The following is an 18,343-nucleotide window of genomic DNA, read 5'->3' as shown; positions in this document are numbered from 1 at the left end:
GTATTGCTCCGTTAGCGGTGGCTTGACATGAATTGCTTGCAACGCGCCGAGGTCGGGTTTTCGAAGACCTGCTGCGGCGATCCCTGCTCTTCTACCAGGCCCTGGTGCAGGAAGACGACTTCACTGGACACATGGCGGGCAAAGCTCATTTCGTGCGTTACCAGCAGCATGGTACGGCCTTCGTCGGCCAATGCGCGGATAACGTTAAGCACTTCCTGGACCATTTCCGGATCGAGCGCCGAAGTGGGCTCGTCGAACAGGATGACCTTGGGCTTCATGGCCAGGGTACGGGCAATGGCGGCGCGCTGTTGCTGGCCACCGGAAAGCTGGGCGGGGTAGCTGTGGCGTTTGTCGTAGATGCCAACCTTGTTCAGCAGCGCTTCGGCGGCTTCGGTGGCCTCGGCCTTGCTTTGGCCGAGCACGCGGCGTGGCGCCTCGATGATGTTGTCGAGAATCGACATGTGCGGCCACAGGTTGAAGTTCTGGAAGACAAAGCCGATTTCGCTGCGCAGGCGGTTGATCTGGCGGTTGTCGGCAGCGATCAGGTCGCCGTTCTTGGCGGCCTTGAGCTTGAGTGCTTCGCCAGCAACCAGGATTTCGCCCTGGTGCGGGTTTTCGAGCAGGTTGATGCAACGCAGCAAGGTGGACTTGCCGGAGCCGGACGACCCCAGGATGGAGATCACGTCACCGTCGCGTGCGGTCAGCGAAATGCCCTTGAGAATTTCCTGCTCGCCGTAGCGTTTGTGCAAGTTGCGGATTTCCAGCGCGGGCGTGGCCTGAGCCATGTGCGGTCCTCATGTGTTCGGGTGCGTTCCCAGCTGTTGGCGGCCTTCCTGGCGTGCGCCAAGCTAGCATAGCGGCATTATGACGGCCAACAGGGTCGCCGGGGACTGTGGGCACTGGTGGGGCAGTTTGTCGCATCGCTACAGCGTAACGTCGCGCATATGTCCGCGAAGGTGTCGCCCAGCACCAGAGCCTTGATGAAAAAAGGCGCGATGGTGCCAGCTTTGGCCCGCTCATGGAAGCGGTTTCGGCCCATTCGCAGGTTAAACCTGACCTCAAAGCCAAGCGATCCCTGTGGGAGCGGGTACACCCGCGAAGGCCTCTATGCGCTCACAAGGTTGTACCTCTGGGTTGCACTTATTTGCATTGCGGCGGTGCACAGGTGTTACCGGGGAGCACCTTTGGTGCGTTTGTAAGTGGGTATTTCAGTAATCCGATGTTTTGGCGCCCTTTCGGTCAAAGCATGGCTGAAAGCCCTCCAAACCGCGCCCTAAAAGGCCCGCAGAATTTTCTGACGAATGCATTCAGCACATGGCGCGCTAATTGCCAGTAGGAAACCGCCGATTGCAGCGACGCCTAGGTCAACCCTTGGCGCGCTCCGTACCCGCAGTCGGAGTGGTCCACTCCTTACAAAGGTAGTTTTAATGAGCGGTAACAATTCCAATGACCTCGCTCAGGGGCTCAAACAACGGCATGTCACCATGCTGTCCATTGCTGGCGTCATCGGTGCCGGCCTGTTCGTTGGCTCCGGCCACGCCATCGCAGCTGCCGGCCCGGCCGTGCTGCTGGCCTACGCCGCCGCCGGTACGCTGGTCGTGCTGGTGATGCGCATGTTGGGTGAAATGGCTGTTGCCTCGCCCGACACCGGTTCGTTCTCTACTTATGCCGACCGTGCCATCGGGCGCTGGGCCGGTTTCACCATTGGCTGGCTGTACTGGTGGTTCTGGGTGCTGGTGATTCCGCTGGAGGCCAACGCCGCCGCCGCAATCCTGCATGCCTGGTTCCCTGCGGTTGACCTGTGGGCCTTCTCCCTCATCATTACCCTGGCGCTGACCCTGACCAACCTGTGCAGCGTGAAGAACTACGGTGAGTTCGAGTTCTGGTTCGCCCTGCTCAAGGTGCTGGCAATCATCGGCTTCATCGCCGTGGGCTGCGCTGCCATGTTCGGCTTTGTACCGAGCAGCCAGGTGAGCGGTGCCAGCCACCTGTTCGATACCCAAGGCTTCATGCCTAACGGCCTGGGCGCAGTGCTGGCAGCCATGCTGACCACCATGTTCTCGTTCATGGGTACTGAAATCGTTACCATCGCCGCTGCCGAGTCGAAGGACCCGGGCAAGCAGATCAGCCGTGCCACCAACTCGGTGATCTGGCGTATCTGCCTGTTCTACCTGGTGTCGATCTTCCTGGTAGTGGCGCTGGTGCCTTGGAACGACCCGGCCCTGGCCGAGACCGGCTCCTACCAGACCGTGCTGAGCCGCATCGGCGTGCCGAATGCCAAGCTGATCGTCGACATCGTTGTGCTGATTGCCGTGACCAGCTGCCTGAACTCGGCGCTGTACACCTCTTCGCGCATGCTGTTCTCGCTGAGCAAGCGTGGTGACGCCCCGGCCATCGCCCAGCGCACCACCAAGTCGGCGACCCCGCACGTGGCGGTACTGCTGTCCACTGCTGCGGCGTTCCTGTGCGTGTTTGCCAACTTCGTGGCCCCGGCCCAGGTGTTCGAATTCCTGCTGGCCAGCTCGGGCGCGATCGCACTGCTGGTGTACCTGGTGATTGCCGTTTCGCAGCTGCGCATGCGTGCCCAGCGTGAAGCCCGTGGCGAGAAGATCACCTTCAAGATGTGGCTGTTCCCTGGCCTGACCTGGGCGACCATTGCCTTCATCGTTGCCATTCTGGTGGTGATGGCGCTGCGTGAGGATCACCGTGCGGAGATCATCGCGACTGCACTGCTGAGCATTGGTGTGGTGGCGGCTGGCTTGCTGGTGCACCGCAAGCGTGAGGCTGCCGGGCGGGTGGCGCTGGATAACTGATCCGCGCTGGCTGCAATGAAAAGGCCGCGCCCTGTGAGGGGCGCGGCCTTTTTTGTTGCCTGTACCGGCCCTTTCGCGGGCATGCCCGCTCCCACAGGTTCACCACAGCCCTCAAGGCCAGTGGAGTCCCTTGTGGGAGCGGGCGAGCGCGCGAAGAGGCCGGTACAGGCTACATGGCCCTGTCAGCCAAACTGCTTCTGCTGTTGCTGCTGCTTGGCTACCAGCTCGGACGCGGCGATATAAGCCTCCTGGAACTCATCGCTTTCCAGCCAGGCCATAGTGGCCTCTTCATCAGCGCCGTCCAGCCATTTGCGGTAGGCGTTGAACACCAGCACGATGTAGTCGGTGGCGTGCTCTTCCTTGTGGCCCTTCAGTACCAGAGCCAGCAGCGGGTCTACCAGGAATACCGAAATCATCGGCACCAGGCCGCCCTCCTGGGCTTCCTTCATCTTGTTGAACATGGCGTCGTAGCTGCCCGACTCCATGGCCTTGTTGTACACCTGCTCGACGCTGGCGCTGTCACCTGCGCTGGCCTTCACTGCCTGGCCGCTGCGTACCATGCGGTTCTGCTTGGCCTTGCTGGCGGCGCGCTTGGCGCGTTTCTGTTGCTTGGTAGGGGTGGCCATCGAGTGAGTCCTTGGGTGTGTCTGAAAAGTGCGTGCATTGAATCGCACTTGCCTGCGAAACCCAAGCGGCATGCGAGGGTCTCAGTCACGCTGCCGGATGCCCGGTATCTACTCACGAGGAATTCACGGATGAAAACAGCGCTCTCGCTTTGCCTGCTGACTATGGCGCTATGCGGCTGCGGCAACATCGCCGCAGTCAAGTCGTTCAACACCCCGTATGGCTCTCCGACCTCTGGTGATACCGCGCGGCTGCGGGTGATCGCCGATGGGATGGTGCGTGCGGTGCCGGGCAAGGACTGCGTCGACTGGTACAGCCCGGGTGCAGGGGTGATTGCCGTTCCACAAAAGGGCTTCGCCGACCGCAATGGCGAAAGCCTGGGTATGCCCAAGGGCGCTACTGCCATGCAGGGTGATGTGGTCAGTGAGGTGCTGGTCCCGGCCGGCAAGCCATTCACTCTGCACTTTCTTGATGGTGGCCGTGGCAGCTACAACAGCGTCACCAACTGCCTGGGCATGTTCTACTTCGTGCCGCAGAAGGGCGCCGACTACGAAGTGGTGGTCCATGGCTACAGTGCCTGCGGCGTGAAGCTGCAGCAACTGGGGGCAGAGGCGCCGGTGCAGGTCACGAAAGCTGAGTACTGCAGTGCCATGGCTAACTTCTGACAATTCCTGGTAAACCACAGGGGTAGCTTGATTGCTGCCCCACAGGGTAGAAACTGCAGACAACAAAAAACCCGCACTAGGCGGGTTTCTTGTTGTCGCTTCGGGTAACTTTGCAACCACCAGAAGCTTGAAGGTGGTGCCCAGAGACGGAGTCGAACCGCCGACACGAGGATTTTCAATCCTCTGCTCTACCGACTGAGCTATCTGGGCGACGAGGTGAATTAAATAGATTTTCTGGCGGCCCGTCAACGACTTTTTGAAAAAATTTTAAATTAATTCCGTCGCTTACGATTCGTGGGGTCATTCCGAGGGTGGAACGTAGCCTTCCGCCTGGGCGTATTCCTCGCCTGCGAAAAACTTGTCCATCTCGACCTGGAGGAACTTGCGGTCTTCGCCGTTCATCATGTTCAGGCGCTTTTCGTTGATCAGCATGGTCTGGTGCTTCTTCCAGTCTTCCCAGGCTTTCTCCGAGATGTGGTCGAAGATGTCCTGGCCCTTGGCGCCGGGGTAGGGCGGGCGTTCCAGGCCTGGCAGTTCTTCTTTGTACTTGCGGCACATCACGGTGCGGGTCATCGGGCGTCTCCTGCAATCAGTTCGTCGGCCGCGCGTTTCAGCAGTTTTTTCACCGGGGCGGCAAGGCCCAGGCGCGGCGGGGTGGCGAGGTTATACCAGAGCCAGTCAGCCTCGGCCACGTGCTGGCCGACCAGGTCGACGCGCACCAGCCAGGGCTCGATTGCCAGCTGGAAGTGGCTGAAGGTATGGGTCAGGCCTTCCATGGCGCGGCTGCCAGCCAGGCGCAGGCTGTGCTGGTAGGCCAGGTCGTCGAGCTGGGCGATGTCGTCCAGTTCCGGCAGGCTCCACAAACCACCCCACAGGCCGCTGGAAGGGCGGCGATAAAGCAGGATGGCGCCTTCGTGGTTGGCCAGCAGCGGCATCAGCGTGCGCCGTTGTGGCAGTACCTTGCGCGGCTTGGGCTCGGGGTAGCGGGTTTCTTCGCCGTGCAGGTGCGCTTCGCAGCCACGCTGCAGCGGGCAGAGCAGGCAGCTGGGCTTGCTGCGGGTGCACAGCGTGGCGCCCATGTCCATCATCGCCTGGGTGTAGTGGTTGGCGCGCTGCTGCGGGGTAAAGCGCTCGGCCGTGGCCCACAACTGGTTGGCCACCTTGGGCTCGCCGGGGTAGCCGGCCTGGGCCGTGTAGCGGGCCAGCACGCGTTTTACATTGCCATCCAGGATTGGCGCGCGGATGCCCATGCTGATGCTGGCGATGGCCCCGGCGGTGGAGCGGCCAATGCCGGGCAGCTCGGTAAGCTGTTCGACACTGCGCGGGAACTCGCCGCCATGTTGCTCGACGACGATTTTTGCAGCCTTTTGCAGGTTGCGTGCACGGGTGTAGTAGCCCAGCCCCGTCCATAGGTGCAGCACTTCGTCCTCCGGCGCCTCGGCCAGGGCCTGCACGGTCGGCAGGGCCTGCATGAAGCGGTCGAAGTAGTTGAGCACGGTGCTGACCTGGGTCTGCTGCAACATGATTTCCGACACCCATACCCGGTACGGGGTGATGCCCTGTTGCCAGGGCAGGTGGTGCCGGCCGTGCTCGTCATACCAGTCCAGCACAGCGCTGGAGAACTGCTCGGGGCTCATCGCTTGAACAGCCCCTTGAGTGCGTCTTTTACTTCCGGGCTCACTTTGTCTCCGAGTTTTTCTTCGAGTTTTTCATCCAGCTTGTCTTTCAGGCGGTTGCCGGCCAGCTTGGCGGCAATCTTGCCCAGGCCGCCCTGGTCCAGGCGGCACGCCTTTGCACCGAGCTCCAGCGGGCCACGGCAGCGCAGCGGCACTTCAATGCCCACATAGCGCTCATTGACCTGGCAGGCCGGGTCCGGCATGGCGCGTTGGTCGCCTTCAACGATCACGCCAATGTTGTAGTCCATGCCCAGCACACGCAGGTCGAGGTCGCCTTGACCATTGACGGTAAGGCCCGGGATGCGCGCCTTGAGGTCTGGGTTGCTGGCGACGCCATTGCGTACCACCAGGCTGCCGCGCAGCTCCTGGAACGGGGTGTCCTTGCCGCGTGGCTCGCCGCTCAGGGTCTTGCGGTTGAGCGTGGCGATGGCCTGGCAAAGCTGCTGTTCGAGGTTGGCATTGACCAGCACGCCGTCGTTGATGGTGAAGTTTGCGCTGCCGTTGAGGGTGTCGACCAGTGCCTTCTGGCTGTTGCCGGTGGCTGTCAGATCACTGGTCAGCGTCAGCAACCCCTTAACCGGTGGCGTTTGCTCCTTGCCCTCGGTCTTGATGAAGTGTTCAACCGGCACCCGCTGGATGGTGGTGTTGACGCCAAGCTGCGGTACGGCAGGGCGCACATCGACGGTGCCCTTGGCCTCGAAGGTGCCGTTGTACAGCTCACCGCGCAGGGTTTGCAGGGTCAGCAGGCCGCCTTGGCCGATGGCCTTGAGCTGGGCGTCTTCTATTGGCAGCTTGTCCAGCGTCAGCGCGCCGAAGGCCACGTCGGCCTGCACGTCGAGGGCGCGCAGGCGGTCGACCGGCAGCAGCTTGTCGTCACTCCAGGCCACTTGCGTCGGGGCGTTTGGTAGCGGTGTTGTGCCGGCACCGGCCACTGCACTGGCTTCCTGTTGCTTGACCTCGGCCTGGCGTGCCGCCGTGGCACCCTTGGCTTCTTCGCTCTTGGCGGGCAAGTAGCGGTCGGCGTCGAAGGTATCGCCTTTAAGCTGCAGGCGCAGGGCCTGCTTGGCGAAGTCTTCCACGGCCACGCGGCCACTGAAAGTACTGTCATCCAGCTTCACCGCCAGGTCTTCCAGGGCCAGGCTGTTCGGCGTGCCTTGCAGGCGGGTGACCAGCTCCAGCTTGGCGAAGGCTGCCGGGTCGTTGGTGGCCGGCAGCGGGCGGCCGATGCTGTCGAGGAAGGTGCGTAGGTTGAACTGGGCGATGGACAGGCCGCCGCTCAGCTGTGGCGCCTTGTCCAGGTCACGCACATTCAGCTCGCCCAGGGCGCGCAGCTGGTTGGCCGACACTTTCAGGCCGTTCCACGAGGCTACATTTGCAGCCAGGTCGACCAGCAACTGGCCCTGGGCGGCAAAGGTCACGGTCTTGCCGCCGGTGGGCTCACCCGAAGTCTCGCCCGACAGGCGCATGTCTTCGAGGTTGTAGCGCTTGAGCTTGCGGTCGAAGCGCAGTTCGCCGGCCAGTTCGGTGCGGGCCTTGATGTTCGGCTGGCTGGCGCTGATGAAGGCGCTGGCCTTGAGCGGAATGTTCGCGCCTTCGTGGACCGGGCCGGTGCTCAGCTGAATGCTCTCGGCGCTGTAGTTCTGGCCGGTCTTGGCATCGGTGTACTGCACACGGGCGTTGTTCACGGTCAGGCTGTCGATGTCCAGCTTGACGGCCCGCTCGTTGCCGCCGGCAGGTGCCGGTTTCTGCTCGACGGGTGCATTGGCCTGGGCATCGGCAGGGGTGCCATTCTGCGCGGGCAGCGGCTTGCCGATGTCTTCCCAGTTGCCATGGCCGTTTTCGTCGCGCGCCAGGGTCAGGTTAAGGCCTTCGACACGCACGTCGCTCATTTGTACTTCGCGGCGCAGCAAGGGCAGCACGCGCACAGACAAACCAAGCATTTGCAGGTCGGCGAACGGCTCCTTGGGTTTGGCCAGGGTGGCAATGCTGGCCTCGTGCAGTTCCAGGCCCAGCCATGGGAACAGGCTCCAGCCGATGTCACCGTTGAGGGTCAGTTCGACGTGAGCCTTGTCGCGTGCCAGCTGGCGAATCTCGTCTTTGTAGTCGTTGGGATCAAAGAGGTGGGTCAGGGCGAAGCCCAGCGCCACGATGATCAGCAGCAACCCGAGAAGCCCCAGTCCCAGGATTTTGCCGAACGCTTTCATGGGCGAGTCCTTGTAGTCCGTTAGTGAAATTCAGGCGGCAGAGTATAACGCCGCCGTGTATGTCCCTGCTTATTCGACCAGAGATACAGGGCATTTCCTACGTTTGCAGCAGATGGTACGGCTTTCTTCAGTCAGATATTTACCTGTGCCGGCCCTTTCGCGGCTAAAGCCGCTCCCACAGGTACACCACAGGTCTGAAGGGCAGTGAAGATCCCTGTGGGAGCGGCTTTAGCCGCGAAGAGGCCGGTGCGGAGAGAGGACCGTTTCAGCCGGGCAAAAATTCACGATATCAGATTGCTTTCATGCCACTTGGCTCTGCTAACCTTGCGCCGCTTTGCGAGCACCCACCCTATAAGAAGGATCAGATCCATGACCAGTACCGTCGCGGCAGGGGCCTCGGCCAGTGCGCCAGGCTTCCTGTCAAAGGAGCGCATCATCGCCCGCCCGGGCTTCAACCGCTGGCTGGTCCCGCCAGCGGCCTTGGCCATCCACTTGTGCATCGGCATGGCCTATGGCTTCTCGGTGTTCTGGCTGCCCCTGTCGCAAGCCCTCGGCATCACTGCCCCTGTCGCCTGCGCGGCAGACATGGGCTTCGTTGCCCGATTGTTCAGCGCTGAGTGCGACTGGCCGATCTCGATGCTGAGCTGGATCTACACTCTGTTCTTCGTCTTCCTGGGTTGCTCTGCGGCAGTACTGGGCGGTTGGCTGGAGCACGCCGGCCCACGCAAGGCGGGCCTGGTGTCGGCGCTTTGCTGGTGCGGCGGCATGCTGATCTCGGCCATTGGCGTCAAAACCCACCAGTTGTGGCTAATGTGGCTGGGCTCGGGTGTGATCGGCGGCATCGGCCTGGGCCTGGGCTATATTTCGCCCGTGTCGACCCTGATCAAGTGGTTCCCGGACAAACGCGGCATGGCCACCGGCATGGCGATCATGGGCTTTGGCGGCGGGGCCATGGTGGGTGCACCGCTGGCCACTGCGCTGATGGGGCATTTTGGCAACGAGCACGAAGTGGGTGTATGGCAGAGTTTCGTCGCCATGGCGGCGATCTACTTCGTGTTCATGACGGCGGGTGCCTTGGCTTATCGCGTGCCCCCCACCGGCTGGAAGCCTGAAGGCTGGACTGCACCGGTCAAGAAGGCCAGCGCCATGGTTACTGACCGCCATGTGCATGTCAGTGTGGCCTGGAAAACCCCGCAGTTTGCGCTTATCTGGCTGGTACTGTGCCTGAACGTGTCGGCAGGCATCGGTATTCTCGGCATGGCTTCGCCGCTGCTGCAGGAAGTGTTCGCGGGCAAATTGCTGGGTAACGAACTGACCTTCAGCCAGCTCAATCCTGCACAGCTGGCACAAATTGCCGCGATCGCCGCCGGCTTCACCGGCCTGCTGAGCCTGTTCAATATCGGCGGGCGGTTCTTCTGGGCGTCGTTCTCCGACTATATCGGCCGCAAGAACACCTACTTCGCCTTCTTCGCCTTGGGCGTGGGCCTGTACAGCCTGGTGCCTAACATGGGGCACCTGGGCAACGTTGCGCTGTTCGTGGCCGCGTTTTGCATCATCCTTTCGATGTATGGCGGCGGTTTTGCGACGGTGCCGGCGTACCTGGCGGACCTGTTCGGCACGCAGATGGTCGGTGCCATTCATGGTCGCCTGCTGACGGCATGGGCAGCGGCGGGGGTGTTGGGGCCGGTGTTGATCACTTACCTGCGTGAATACCAATTGGCGGCGGGGGTCGAGCGTGCGGCGGCATACGACATGACCTTGTACATTCTGGCCGGCCTGCTGGTGCTGGGCTTCATCTGCAACATGCTGGTCCGCCCGGTGGCCGACAAGCACTTCATGAGCGATGCCGAACTGGCTGCCGAGCGGGAGTTGAGCCATGACAAGGGTGCTGACGAGGTGCGTTCGCTGGAATGGAAAGCCGCGCCGGGCAGCCTGCCGTTGGTGTTGCTGGCCTGGGCGGTGGTGGTCGTGCCGCTGGCCTGGGGGGTGTGGATTACCCTGCAGAAGACGGCGGTGCTGTTCCATTGAGGTAGTTCTGCAATGGCCAGTGGGGGCGCTTTGCGCCCCTTTCGCGACGCAAGGCCGCTCCTACAGGTACCGCGCAAGCTTGAGGCTCATGCGGTCCCTGTAGGAGCGGCCTTGTGTCGCGATGGGCTGCAAAGCAGCCCCAATTACACGGTTGTATAGACCTGTAGCGCTATCAATCCCCCGCAATTCCCCGCGTTGCCATATGTCATCCGCGTTTCAAGCTGGCGCGTTCTGGGCCTATAATGGAGCCCTTTTCGCCCAATGATTTTGCGGAGCTGGTGATGGTCGAACGTAAGGCTTCCGTCGAGCGCAATACCCTGGAAACCCAGGTCAAGTGCTCGATCAACCTCGATGGCAGTGGCAAGGCCCGATTCGATATCGGTGTGCCTTTCCTTGAACACATGCTGGACCAGATCGCCCGCCATGGGCTGATCGATCTGGATATCGAGTGCAAGGGTGACACGCATATCGACGACCACCATACCGTCGAAGACGTCGGTATCACCCTGGGCATGGCATTCGCCCAGGCCATCGGTGACAAGAAAGGCATCTTCCGTTACGGCCACGCCTACGTGCCGCTGGACGAAGCATTGTCGCGCGTGGTCATCGACTTCTCTGGCCGTCCAGGCCTGCAGATGCACGTCCCTTACACCCGCGCCAGCGTTGGTGGCTTCGATGTCGACCTGTTCCAGGAGTTCTTCCAGGGCTTCGTCAACCACGCCCTGGTCACCCTGCACATCGACAACCTGCGTGGCCACAACACCCACCACCAGATCGAAACCGTGTTCAAGGCATTCGGCCGCGCCCTGCGCATGGCCGTGACCCTCGACGAGCGCATGGCCGGGCAAATGCCGTCGACCAAAGGGTGCCTGTAAATGCAGACGGTAGCTGTAATCGACTATGGCATGGGCAACCTGCACTCGGTGGCCAAGGCGCTTGAGCACGTTGGCGCTGGCAAGGTGCTGGTCACCAGCGACGCTGCTGTCATCCGTGAAGCTGACCGCGTGGTGTTCCCGGGTGTAGGTGCAATTCGCGACTGCATGGCCGAAATCCGCCGCCTGGGCTTCGACAGCCTGGTGCGCGAAGTGAGCCAGGACCGCCCGTTCCTCAGCATCTGCGTTGGCATGCAGGCCCTGCTGGAGCACAGCGAAGAAAACGACGGTGTCGACTGCATCGGCCTGTTCCCTGGCCAGGTACGCTTCTTCGGCAAAGACCTGAAAGAAGACGGCGAGCACCTGAAGGTGCCGCACATGGGCTGGAACGAAGTGGGCCAGACCATCGACCACCCGCTGTGGCACGACATCCCCGACCGCGCGCGTTTCTACTTCGTGCACAGCTACTACATCAATGCCGGCAAGCCGGGCCAGGTGGTCGGTCGCGGCCACTACGGTGTCGATTTTGCCGCAGCGCTGGCCGACGGCTCGCGCTTTGCCGTGCAGTTCCACCCGGAGAAGAGCCATACCCATGGCCTGCAACTGCTGCAGAACTTCGTTGCCTGGGACGGTCGCTGGTAAATGAGCAGATCGAAAACCAAGGCCCCGGTCATCACCCTGGCCCCCGAGCAGGAGCGCGACGCGCTCGACACACTCAAGCGCTTCCTCGAAGACCGCTTCGAGCTGCAACTGGGGTCGTTCGAGGTGGCTGAGGTTCTCGAGCTGTTCAGCAAAGAAATTGCACCCCATTACTACAACAGGGCGATTGCCGATGTTCAGCTGCACCTCAAGGAGCGGTTCGAGAGCATCGAAAGTGATCTGTGGGCGCTCGAAAAGCCCTGAAACCCTAAGAACAGACAGGTTCCCAAGATGCTGATTATCCCCGCTATCGATCTGAAGGACGGTGCCTGCGTGCGCCTGCGCCAGGGCCGCATGGAAGACTCCACGGTATTTTCCGACGACCCGGTGAGCATGGCCGCCAAGTGGGTAGAGGGTGGCTGCCGCCGCCTGCACCTGGTCGACCTCAACGGTGCTTTCGAAGGCCAGCCGGTCAACGGTGAAGTGGTCACCGCCATCGCCAAGCGCTACCCGACCTTGCCGATCCAGATCGGCGGCGGCATCCGCTCGCTGGAAACCATCGAGCACTACGTCAAGGCTGGCGTCAGCTACGTGATCATCGGCACCAAGGCGGTCAAGGAGCCTGAGTTCGTGGCTGAAGCGTGCAAGGCCTTCCCGGGCAAGGTCATCGTTGGCCTGGACGCCAAGGACGGCTTCGTTGCCACCGATGGCTGGGCCGAAGTCAGCGCGGTACAGGTCATCGACCTGGCCAAGCGGTTCGAGGCCGATGGCGTGTCGTCGATCGTCTACACCGACATCGCCAAGGACGGCATGATGCAGGGCTGCAACGTGCCGTTCACCAAGGCACTGGCTGAAGCCACCCGCATCCCGGTCATCGCCTCGGGCGGCATCCACAACCTGGGCGACATCAAGGCCCTGCTGGACGCCAAGGCCCCCGGCATCATCGGCGCCATCACCGGCCGTGCCATCTACGAAGGCACCCTCGATGTCGCCGAGGCCCAGGCCTTCTGCGACAACTACCAAGGCTGAGGACTGAACCATGGCACTGGCCAAGCGCATCATCCCTTGCCTGGACGTGGACAACGGCCGGGTGGTCAAGGGCGTCAAGTTCGAGAACATCCGTGATGCCGGCGACCCGGTGGAAATCGCCCGCCGCTACAACGAGCAGGGTGCCGATGAAATCACCTTCCTCGACATCACGGCCAGCGTCGATGGCCGCGACACCACCTTGCATACTGTCGAGCGCATGGCCAGCCAGGTGTTCATCCCGCTGACCGTGGGCGGTGGCGTGCGTACCGTGCAGGACATCCGCAACCTGCTCAACGCCGGTGCCGACAAGGTATCGATCAACACGGCTGCGGTGTTCAACCCGGAGTTCGTGGGCGAGGCGGCGGACCGTTTCGGTTCGCAGTGCATCGTTGTTGCCATCGATGCCAAGAAGGTGTCCGGCCCGGGTGAAGAGCCGCGTTGGGAAATCTTCACCCACGGCGGGCGCAAGCCGACCGGGCTGGATGCGGTCGAGTGGGCGAAGAAGATGGAAGGCCTGGGGGCTGGCGAGATCCTGCTGACCAGCATGGACCAGGACGGCATGAAAAACGGCTTTGACCTGGGCGTTACCCGCGCCATCAGTGATGCGCTGGGTATTCCGGTGATTGCCTCAGGTGGGGTGGGCAACCTGCAGCACCTGGCCGACGGCATTCTGGAAGGGCATGCCAGCGCGGTGCTGGCGGCCAGTATCTTCCACTTTGGCGAGTACACGGTGCCAGAGGCCAAGGCCTACATGGCTTCGCGCGGCATCGTCGTTCGCTGATCCAGTGATTGGGGCTGCTTTGCAGCCCTTCGCGGGCACGCCCGCTCCCACAGAGACCTCATCAAACCTGTGGGAGCGGGCGTGCCCGCGAAGGGCCGCAAAGCGGCCCCAATTGCCTCAACCGTGGTTCTTGCCGAGCAACGCGTGGTAAAGCTCGGTATCCCCAAGAATCCCCACCACCCGGTCGTTATCCTGCAACACCAGCTTGTTGCCAGTCTGATAACGAATCTGTAGCGCTTCGCGCATGCCGATATCGGCGTGCACCACGGTCGGCCTGCGCTCCAGCAACTCCACATCCTGCCCCGGTGCCCAGTTCTGCATGTCCAGCCCGTTCTGGCCCTGGCGTGCACGCTTCAGCGCGCCACCTTCGCCCAGGTCCAGCCACGAATCGATACCAGGGTCCAGGCATACCGAGCCGTTGACCCGCTTGCAGTTGTCCAGGCTGCGCATGAGGCTGCGGCCGCACAGCACGTTCAGCGGGTTGGTGTGGGCAACGAAGGTACGCACATACTCGTCGGCCGGGTTGAGCACGATTTCTTCCGGCTTGCTGTACTGGATGATCCGCCCGTCTTTCATGATCGCGATGCGGCTACCCAGCTTAAGGGCTTCGTCCAGGTCGTGGCTGACAAACACGATGGTCTTGCTCAGCTTGGCTTGCAGGCCCAGCAGTTCATCCTGCAGGCCCTGGCGGATCAGCGGGTCCAATGCCGAGAACGGCTCATCCATCAGCAGGATGTCGGCATCCATCGCCAACGCCCGGGCCAGGCCCACGCGCTGCTGCATGCCGCCCGAAAGCTCGTCAGGCTTCTTGTTGCGCCACTGCGTCAGGCCCACCAGCTCAAGCTTCTCGTCCACCAGCTTGCGCCGTTCCTTTTCCGGGCGCCCCTGCATTTCCAGGCCAAAGCTGATGTTCTCGCGCACTGTCAGCCAGGGCATCAGGGCGAACTTCTGGAACACCATGGCGATGCGCTTGGTGCGCATCATCTTCAGCTCGGCGGGGGTGCAGTGGGCAATGTCTATGTGCTTGCCTTCGTGCTCGACGAACAGCTTGCCGCGGCTAACGGTGTTCAGGCCGTTGATGCAGCGCAGCAGGCTCGACTTGCCCGAGCCGGACAGGCCCATCAGCACGCAGATCTCGCCCTTGTTGATATCCAGGTTGGCCTTTTCGACGCCCACCACCAGGCCGGTCTGCTTGAGGATCTGCTCGCGGGTCTTGCCCTGGTCCAGCAGCGACAGCGCTTCGCGCGGTTTGTTGGAGAAGATGACGTCGACGTCTTCGAAACGAATGATGCTCATGCCTCACCCCTTACCGGCAGTTCCGGTTGCTTGCAGATACGGTCGAGCATGATCGCCAGCAGCACGATCGCCAGGCCCGCTTCGAAGCCCAGGGAGATATCGGCGGTGTTCAGTGCGTTGACCACAGGTTTGCCCAGGCCGTCAGCGCCGACCAGGGCGGCGATTACTACCATCGACAGCGACAGCATGATGCACTGGGTGACGCCGGCGGCGATGCTTGGCATCGCGTGCGGCAGTTCGATACGGGTGAGCAGCTGGCGGCGCGAGCAACCGAATGCTTTGCCTGCGTCCATCAGCTCTTGCGGCACGTCGCAGATGCCCAGGTAGGTGAGGCGGATGGGCGCGGCGATGGCGAACACCACGGTAGAGATCAGCCCCGGTACCACGCCCAGGCCGAACAGGGTCAGGGTAGGGATCAGGTAGACGAAAGTGGGCACCGTCTGCATCAGGTCGAGTACGGGGCGCATGGCGGTATAGAACATGGGCTTGTGTGCGGCGAGGATGCCCAGCGGCACGCCGATGACAACGCACACCACCGTGGCGAAGGTGACCTGCGCCAGGGTTTCCATGGTTTCCTGCCAGTAACCCAGGTTGAAGATAAGCAGGAACGACAGGGCAACGAACGCGGTCAGCCCGACTTTGCGCTGGATAAAGTGCGCCAGGGCGGCGAACAGGGCGATGAGGACGAATGGGTTGAACCAGGTCAGGGCGCTGGTGACGCCATGGATCATGAACTCCAGGCCTTGCGCGATGGCGTCGAAGTAATTCGCGCCGTTCTGGGTCAGCCACTCGACGAACGACGCGATGTACTGACCCAGGGGTATTTTCTGATCGATAAGCATGATAGCGAGCTTCCACCTGCATAGATTGAAATCAACCCGGGGCAGGCACGGTCCTGCCCCGAGGTAGCGCTATTGCGTATTTCGTTATTGCGCCAGCTTCGCCTTGGCCGCCTCCAGGCCAGGTTTGCCATCCACAGTGGTCACGCCGGCCAGCCAGGCATCCAGCTTGCCTGGGTTGTCCTTGAGCCATTTCTTGGCAGCGGCCTCGGGTTTCATCTTGTCGTCCAGGACATAGCCCATCATGGTGCTTTCATCCTTGAGCTCGAACGACAGGTTCTTCAACAGCTGGCCAACGTTGCTGCACTCCTGCGCATAGCCCTTGCGGGTGTTGGTCAACACGGTTGCCTTGCCGAAGTCGGGGCCGAAGAACTCGTCCCCGCCGGTCAGGTACTGCATCTTGAAGCGGGTGTTCATCGGGTGTGGTTCCCAGCCCAGGAACACCAGCGCCTCACCACGCTTCTGCGCGCGGTCGACCTGCGAGAGCATGCCGGCCTCGCTCGATTGCACGATCTTGAAACCGGCGTCCTTCAAGCCGAAGGCGTTCTTGTCGATCATGCTCTGGATGGTGCGGTTGCCATCGTTGCCCGGCTCGATGCCGTAGATCTTGCTGTCCAGTTCCTTCTTGAACTTGGGAATGTCGCTGAAATCCTTCAGGCCCTTGTCGTAAAGCGCCTGGGGCACGGCCAGGGTGTATTTGGCGTTTTCCAGGTTGGCGCGCACCGTTTCCACGGTGCCGGCGTCGCGGTACTGCTTGATGTCGTTTTCCATGGTCGGCATCCAGTTGCCGAGAAACACGTCCAGGTCCTTGCCGGTAGCCAGCGACTTGTAGGTCACCGGTACCGAGATCATGGTGGTATGGGTCTTGTAACCCAGTGCTTCGAGCACAACGCTGGTGGTCGCGGTGGTGACTGTGATGTCGGTCCAGCCGACATCCGAGAAACGTACCGTCTGACACTGCTCGGGCTCGGCAGCCTGGGCCAGCAAAGGCGCGGACAGCAACGCAACCAGCAACAGCGAGGGTGAACCTTTCATGGATGGACTCCTGTGATTTTGTCTTCGGGTTCGCGTGGGTCGCCGGGCTTTCTGAAGGTCCGGTCGACCAGGCCTGCAGAGGGCAGGATGCGTGGCCGTGCTTTACGAGTCGCTTTCGATAATCCTCCAGCGCCGGGGAATCGCCTACTGGTGGGGTCGTAACCAGTACGGAACGGGTCGTATCCAGTACGGGCGATGTCGCTTATGGATTTTTCCACCCCCTCGGCCGCATTTTTACGTCACCAGGCCGCCGGAAAACGGCGAGGCGGGGGTTGCTCTCCCTGTAAAAACCGTGCGGCGCTGCTGGACAAAAGTACGTCGGTTGCAGACGGCGAGGGTGCCGGTAAAAGCCCGATGATGCTGGCATTCAAGGCGGCCCGCTGTTTGAGCCTAGCAGCTGCCCCGCCGTGCGCATGGCGCGCACAGACAAGCCCAGCAAGAGGTGAATCGACAATGGCCATCAGCGTGTTCGACCTGTTCAAGATCGGTGTCGGGCCCTCCAGCTCCCACACCGTCGGCCCCATGCGTGCTGGCGCCCTGTTCGTTCAGGGCCTGCGCGAACGCGGCGAGCTGGAGCGTGTTAAACGGATCGAAGTGCGCCTGTACGGCTCGCTGTCGGCCACCGGCATTGGCCACGGCACCGACAACGCCACCATCATGGGGTTGATGGGCGAATGGCCGGACGCCATCGATCCTACCCAGATCGTGCCGCGCATCGCCGACCTGCGTGAAACCAACACCCTGCAACTGGACAAGCGCCTGCCCATCGAATTCGTCTGGGCTCGCGACATGCTGCTGCTGGACGAGAACCTGCCGTACCACCCCAATGCCATGACCCTGATTGCCGAAGGCGAGCAGGGCGAGCTGCACCGCGATACCTACTACTCGGTGGGTGGCGGCTTTGTGGTCGATGCCGCGCAGGCCGCCAGCGGCGTGCTGGATGCCGACCAGACGGTGCTGCCGTACGACTTCAACAGCGCTGCCGAGCTGCTGCGCCTGTGCAAGCAAAACGACCTCAGCGTGTCGCAATTGATGATGGCCAACGAGAAGGTCTGGCGCAGCGAGGAAGAGATCTACGCTGGCCTGCACAAGCTTTGGGACGCCATGCAGGAATGCGTCAACAACGGTCTCAAGTACGAAGGCACGTTACCTGGCGGGCTGAATGTGCGCCGTCGTGCCGCCAAGCTGCACCGCAGCCTGCAGGAAATCGGCAAGCCCAACGTGATTGGCTCGACCATGAGCGCCATGGAGTGGGTCAACCTGTTCGCCCTGGCGGTCAACGAAGAAAACGCCGCTGGCGGGCGCATGGTCACTGCACCCACCAATGGCGCAGCCGGTATCATCCCCGCTGTGTTGCATTACTACATGCGTTTCAGCGATGAAGTGGACGAGTCCAGCGTGGTCGACTTCTTCCTCGGTGCTGCTGCGGTGGGCATCCTGTGCAAGAAGAACGCGTCGATTTCCGGTGCCGAAGTCGGCTGCCAGGGTGAAGTCGGCTCGGCTTGCGCCATGGCCGCTGCGGGCCTTGCCGAAGTACTGGGTGCAACGCCGGCACAGGTGGAGAACGCCGCTGAAATTGCCCTGGAGCACAACCTTGGCCTGACCTGCGACCCGGTCGGCGGGTTGGTGCAGGTACCGTGCATCGAGCGCAACGCGATTGCCGCGGTAAAAGCTATCAACGCGGTGCAAATGGCCCTGCGTGGTGACGGCGAGCATTTCATCTCCCTCGACCAGGTGATCCGCACCATGCGCGACACCGGCGCCGACATGCACGACAAGTACAAAGAGACCTCGCGCGGTGGCCTGGCGGTCAGCGCTATCGAGTGCTGATAGTCGAAGCCT

17 protein-coding genes and 1 tRNA gene are annotated in these 18,343 nt (G+C 62.1%); 9 read left to right on the top strand and 9 right to left on the bottom strand.

What is annotated here, in order from left to right; all coding sequences use genetic code 11:
• Nucleotides 1-11 precede the first annotated feature (11 nt).
• The gene (locus ACQKPZ_RS08655; protein WP_391128362.1) at nucleotides 12-785 is read right to left on the bottom strand and encodes an ABC transporter ATP-binding protein; all 774 of its coding nucleotides are present in this window, start codon (nucleotides 783-785) and stop codon (nucleotides 12-14) included.
• 642 nt (nucleotides 786-1,427) lie between these two features.
• On the opposite strand from ACQKPZ_RS08655, the gene gabP reads away from it, so the two are divergent.
• Entirely contained in the window at nucleotides 1,428-2,813 is a 1,386-nt protein-coding gene (gene gabP, locus ACQKPZ_RS08650) for a GABA permease (RefSeq protein WP_019096869.1), read from the top strand.
• Between the two features lie 182 nt (nucleotides 2,814-2,995).
• Here the strand turns inward: gabP and ACQKPZ_RS08645 are convergent, their stop codons facing one another.
• Nucleotides 2,996-3,439, bottom strand: coding sequence for a hypothetical protein (locus tag ACQKPZ_RS08645; protein WP_012270086.1), 444 nt, complete (start codon nucleotides 3,437-3,439; stop codon nucleotides 2,996-2,998).
• Between the two features lie 129 nt (nucleotides 3,440-3,568).
• Here ACQKPZ_RS08645 and ACQKPZ_RS08640 point away from each other — a divergent pair, with 129 nt between their 5' ends.
• Nucleotides 3,569-4,102: a hypothetical protein gene (locus ACQKPZ_RS08640; RefSeq protein ID WP_427536944.1), complete on the top strand. Its 534-nt coding sequence runs from the start codon at nucleotides 3,569-3,571 to the stop codon at nucleotides 4,100-4,102.
• A 134-nt stretch (nucleotides 4,103-4,236) separates the two neighbouring features.
• On the opposite strand, the gene ACQKPZ_RS08635 is transcribed toward ACQKPZ_RS08640, so the two are convergent.
• The 4 genes from ACQKPZ_RS08635 to ACQKPZ_RS08620 all read right to left on the bottom strand — a co-directional run bounded on the left by ACQKPZ_RS08635 (nucleotide 4,237) and on the right by ACQKPZ_RS08620 (nucleotide 7,982).
• Nucleotides 4,237-4,312, bottom strand: a tRNA-Phe gene (locus ACQKPZ_RS08635).
• A 90-nt stretch (nucleotides 4,313-4,402) separates the two neighbouring features.
• Nucleotides 4,403-4,675 (bottom strand): oxidative damage protection protein, encoded by a 273-nt coding sequence (locus ACQKPZ_RS08630; RefSeq protein ID WP_391128347.1) that lies wholly within the window; start codon nucleotides 4,673-4,675, stop codon nucleotides 4,403-4,405.
• Nucleotides 4,672-5,739, bottom strand: coding sequence for an A/G-specific adenine glycosylase (gene mutY / locus ACQKPZ_RS08625; RefSeq protein WP_427536942.1), 1,068 nt, complete (start codon nucleotides 5,737-5,739; stop codon nucleotides 4,672-4,674). Before mutY ends, ACQKPZ_RS08630 begins: the two co-directional genes overlap by 4 nt.
• Nucleotides 5,736-7,982, bottom strand: coding sequence for an AsmA family protein (locus ACQKPZ_RS08620; RefSeq protein WP_427536940.1), 2,247 nt, complete (start codon nucleotides 7,980-7,982; stop codon nucleotides 5,736-5,738). The genes mutY and ACQKPZ_RS08620 overlap by 4 nt, the downstream gene beginning before the upstream one ends.
• A gap of 369 nt (nucleotides 7,983-8,351) precedes the next feature.
• Between ACQKPZ_RS08620 and ACQKPZ_RS08615 the strand changes: the two genes are divergently transcribed.
• The 6 genes from ACQKPZ_RS08615 (at nucleotide 8,352) to hisF (ending at nucleotide 13,331) form a co-directional block, all read left to right on the top strand.
• Nucleotides 8,352-10,010, top strand: coding sequence for an OFA family MFS transporter (locus tag ACQKPZ_RS08615; protein ID WP_427536938.1), 1,659 nt, complete (start codon nucleotides 8,352-8,354; stop codon nucleotides 10,008-10,010).
• 281 nt (nucleotides 10,011-10,291) lie between these two features.
• Nucleotides 10,292-10,885: an imidazoleglycerol-phosphate dehydratase HisB gene (gene hisB, locus ACQKPZ_RS08610; RefSeq protein ID WP_009682881.1), complete on the top strand. Its 594-nt coding sequence runs from the start codon at nucleotides 10,292-10,294 to the stop codon at nucleotides 10,883-10,885.
• Nucleotides 10,886-11,524, top strand: a complete 639-nt coding sequence (gene hisH / locus ACQKPZ_RS08605) for an imidazole glycerol phosphate synthase subunit HisH (protein WP_427536936.1) — start codon at nucleotides 10,886-10,888, stop codon at nucleotides 11,522-11,524.
• Nucleotides 11,525-11,785, top strand: coding sequence for a DUF2164 domain-containing protein (locus tag ACQKPZ_RS08600; protein WP_016714500.1), 261 nt, complete (start codon nucleotides 11,525-11,527; stop codon nucleotides 11,783-11,785).
• A gap of 27 nt (nucleotides 11,786-11,812) precedes the next feature.
• A complete protein-coding gene (hisA, locus tag ACQKPZ_RS08595) occupies nucleotides 11,813-12,550 on the top strand; it encodes a 1-(5-phosphoribosyl)-5-[(5-phosphoribosylamino)methylideneamino]imidazole-4-carboxamide isomerase (RefSeq protein WP_016714501.1) in 738 nt (245 codons plus the stop codon).
• Nucleotides 12,551-12,560: 10 nt separating this feature from the next.
• Nucleotides 12,561-13,331: an imidazole glycerol phosphate synthase subunit HisF gene (gene hisF / locus ACQKPZ_RS08590; protein WP_079226229.1), complete on the top strand. Its 771-nt coding sequence runs from the start codon at nucleotides 12,561-12,563 to the stop codon at nucleotides 13,329-13,331.
• 117 nt (nucleotides 13,332-13,448) lie between these two features.
• Here hisF and choV read toward each other — a convergent pair whose 3' ends face one another.
• The 3 genes from choV to ACQKPZ_RS08575 form a co-directional block, all read right to left on the bottom strand.
• Nucleotides 13,449-14,627 (bottom strand): choline ABC transporter ATP-binding protein, encoded by a 1,179-nt coding sequence (gene choV, locus ACQKPZ_RS08585; RefSeq protein ID WP_403194191.1) that lies wholly within the window; start codon nucleotides 14,625-14,627, stop codon nucleotides 13,449-13,451.
• Nucleotides 14,624-15,472 carry a choline ABC transporter permease subunit gene (gene choW, locus ACQKPZ_RS08580; protein ID WP_300032697.1) on the bottom strand — a complete coding sequence of 283 codons (849 nt, stop codon included), beginning with the start codon at nucleotides 15,470-15,472 and terminating at the stop codon, nucleotides 14,624-14,626. Before choW ends, choV begins: the two co-directional genes overlap by 4 nt.
• A gap of 81 nt (nucleotides 15,473-15,553) precedes the next feature.
• Nucleotides 15,554-16,501 (bottom strand): choline ABC transporter substrate-binding protein, encoded by a 948-nt coding sequence (locus ACQKPZ_RS08575; RefSeq protein WP_427536934.1) that lies wholly within the window; start codon nucleotides 16,499-16,501, stop codon nucleotides 15,554-15,556.
• A gap of 453 nt (nucleotides 16,502-16,954) precedes the next feature.
• Between ACQKPZ_RS08575 and ACQKPZ_RS08570 the strand changes: the two genes are divergently transcribed.
• Complete coding sequence (locus ACQKPZ_RS08570) at nucleotides 16,955-18,331, top strand: L-serine ammonia-lyase (RefSeq protein WP_427536932.1); 1,377 nt, start codon at nucleotides 16,955-16,957, stop codon at nucleotides 18,329-18,331.
• Nucleotides 18,332-18,343: the final 12 nt, after the last annotated feature.

The sequence above is a fragment of the Pseudomonas sp. NPDC089547 genome, from assembly GCF_050280665.1.
Classification (GTDB): Bacteria; Pseudomonadota; Gammaproteobacteria; order Pseudomonadales; family Pseudomonadaceae; genus Aquipseudomonas.
The sequence above is the reverse complement of the archived record's forward strand: the minus strand, read 5'-3'. Positions and strand labels throughout refer to the sequence as shown.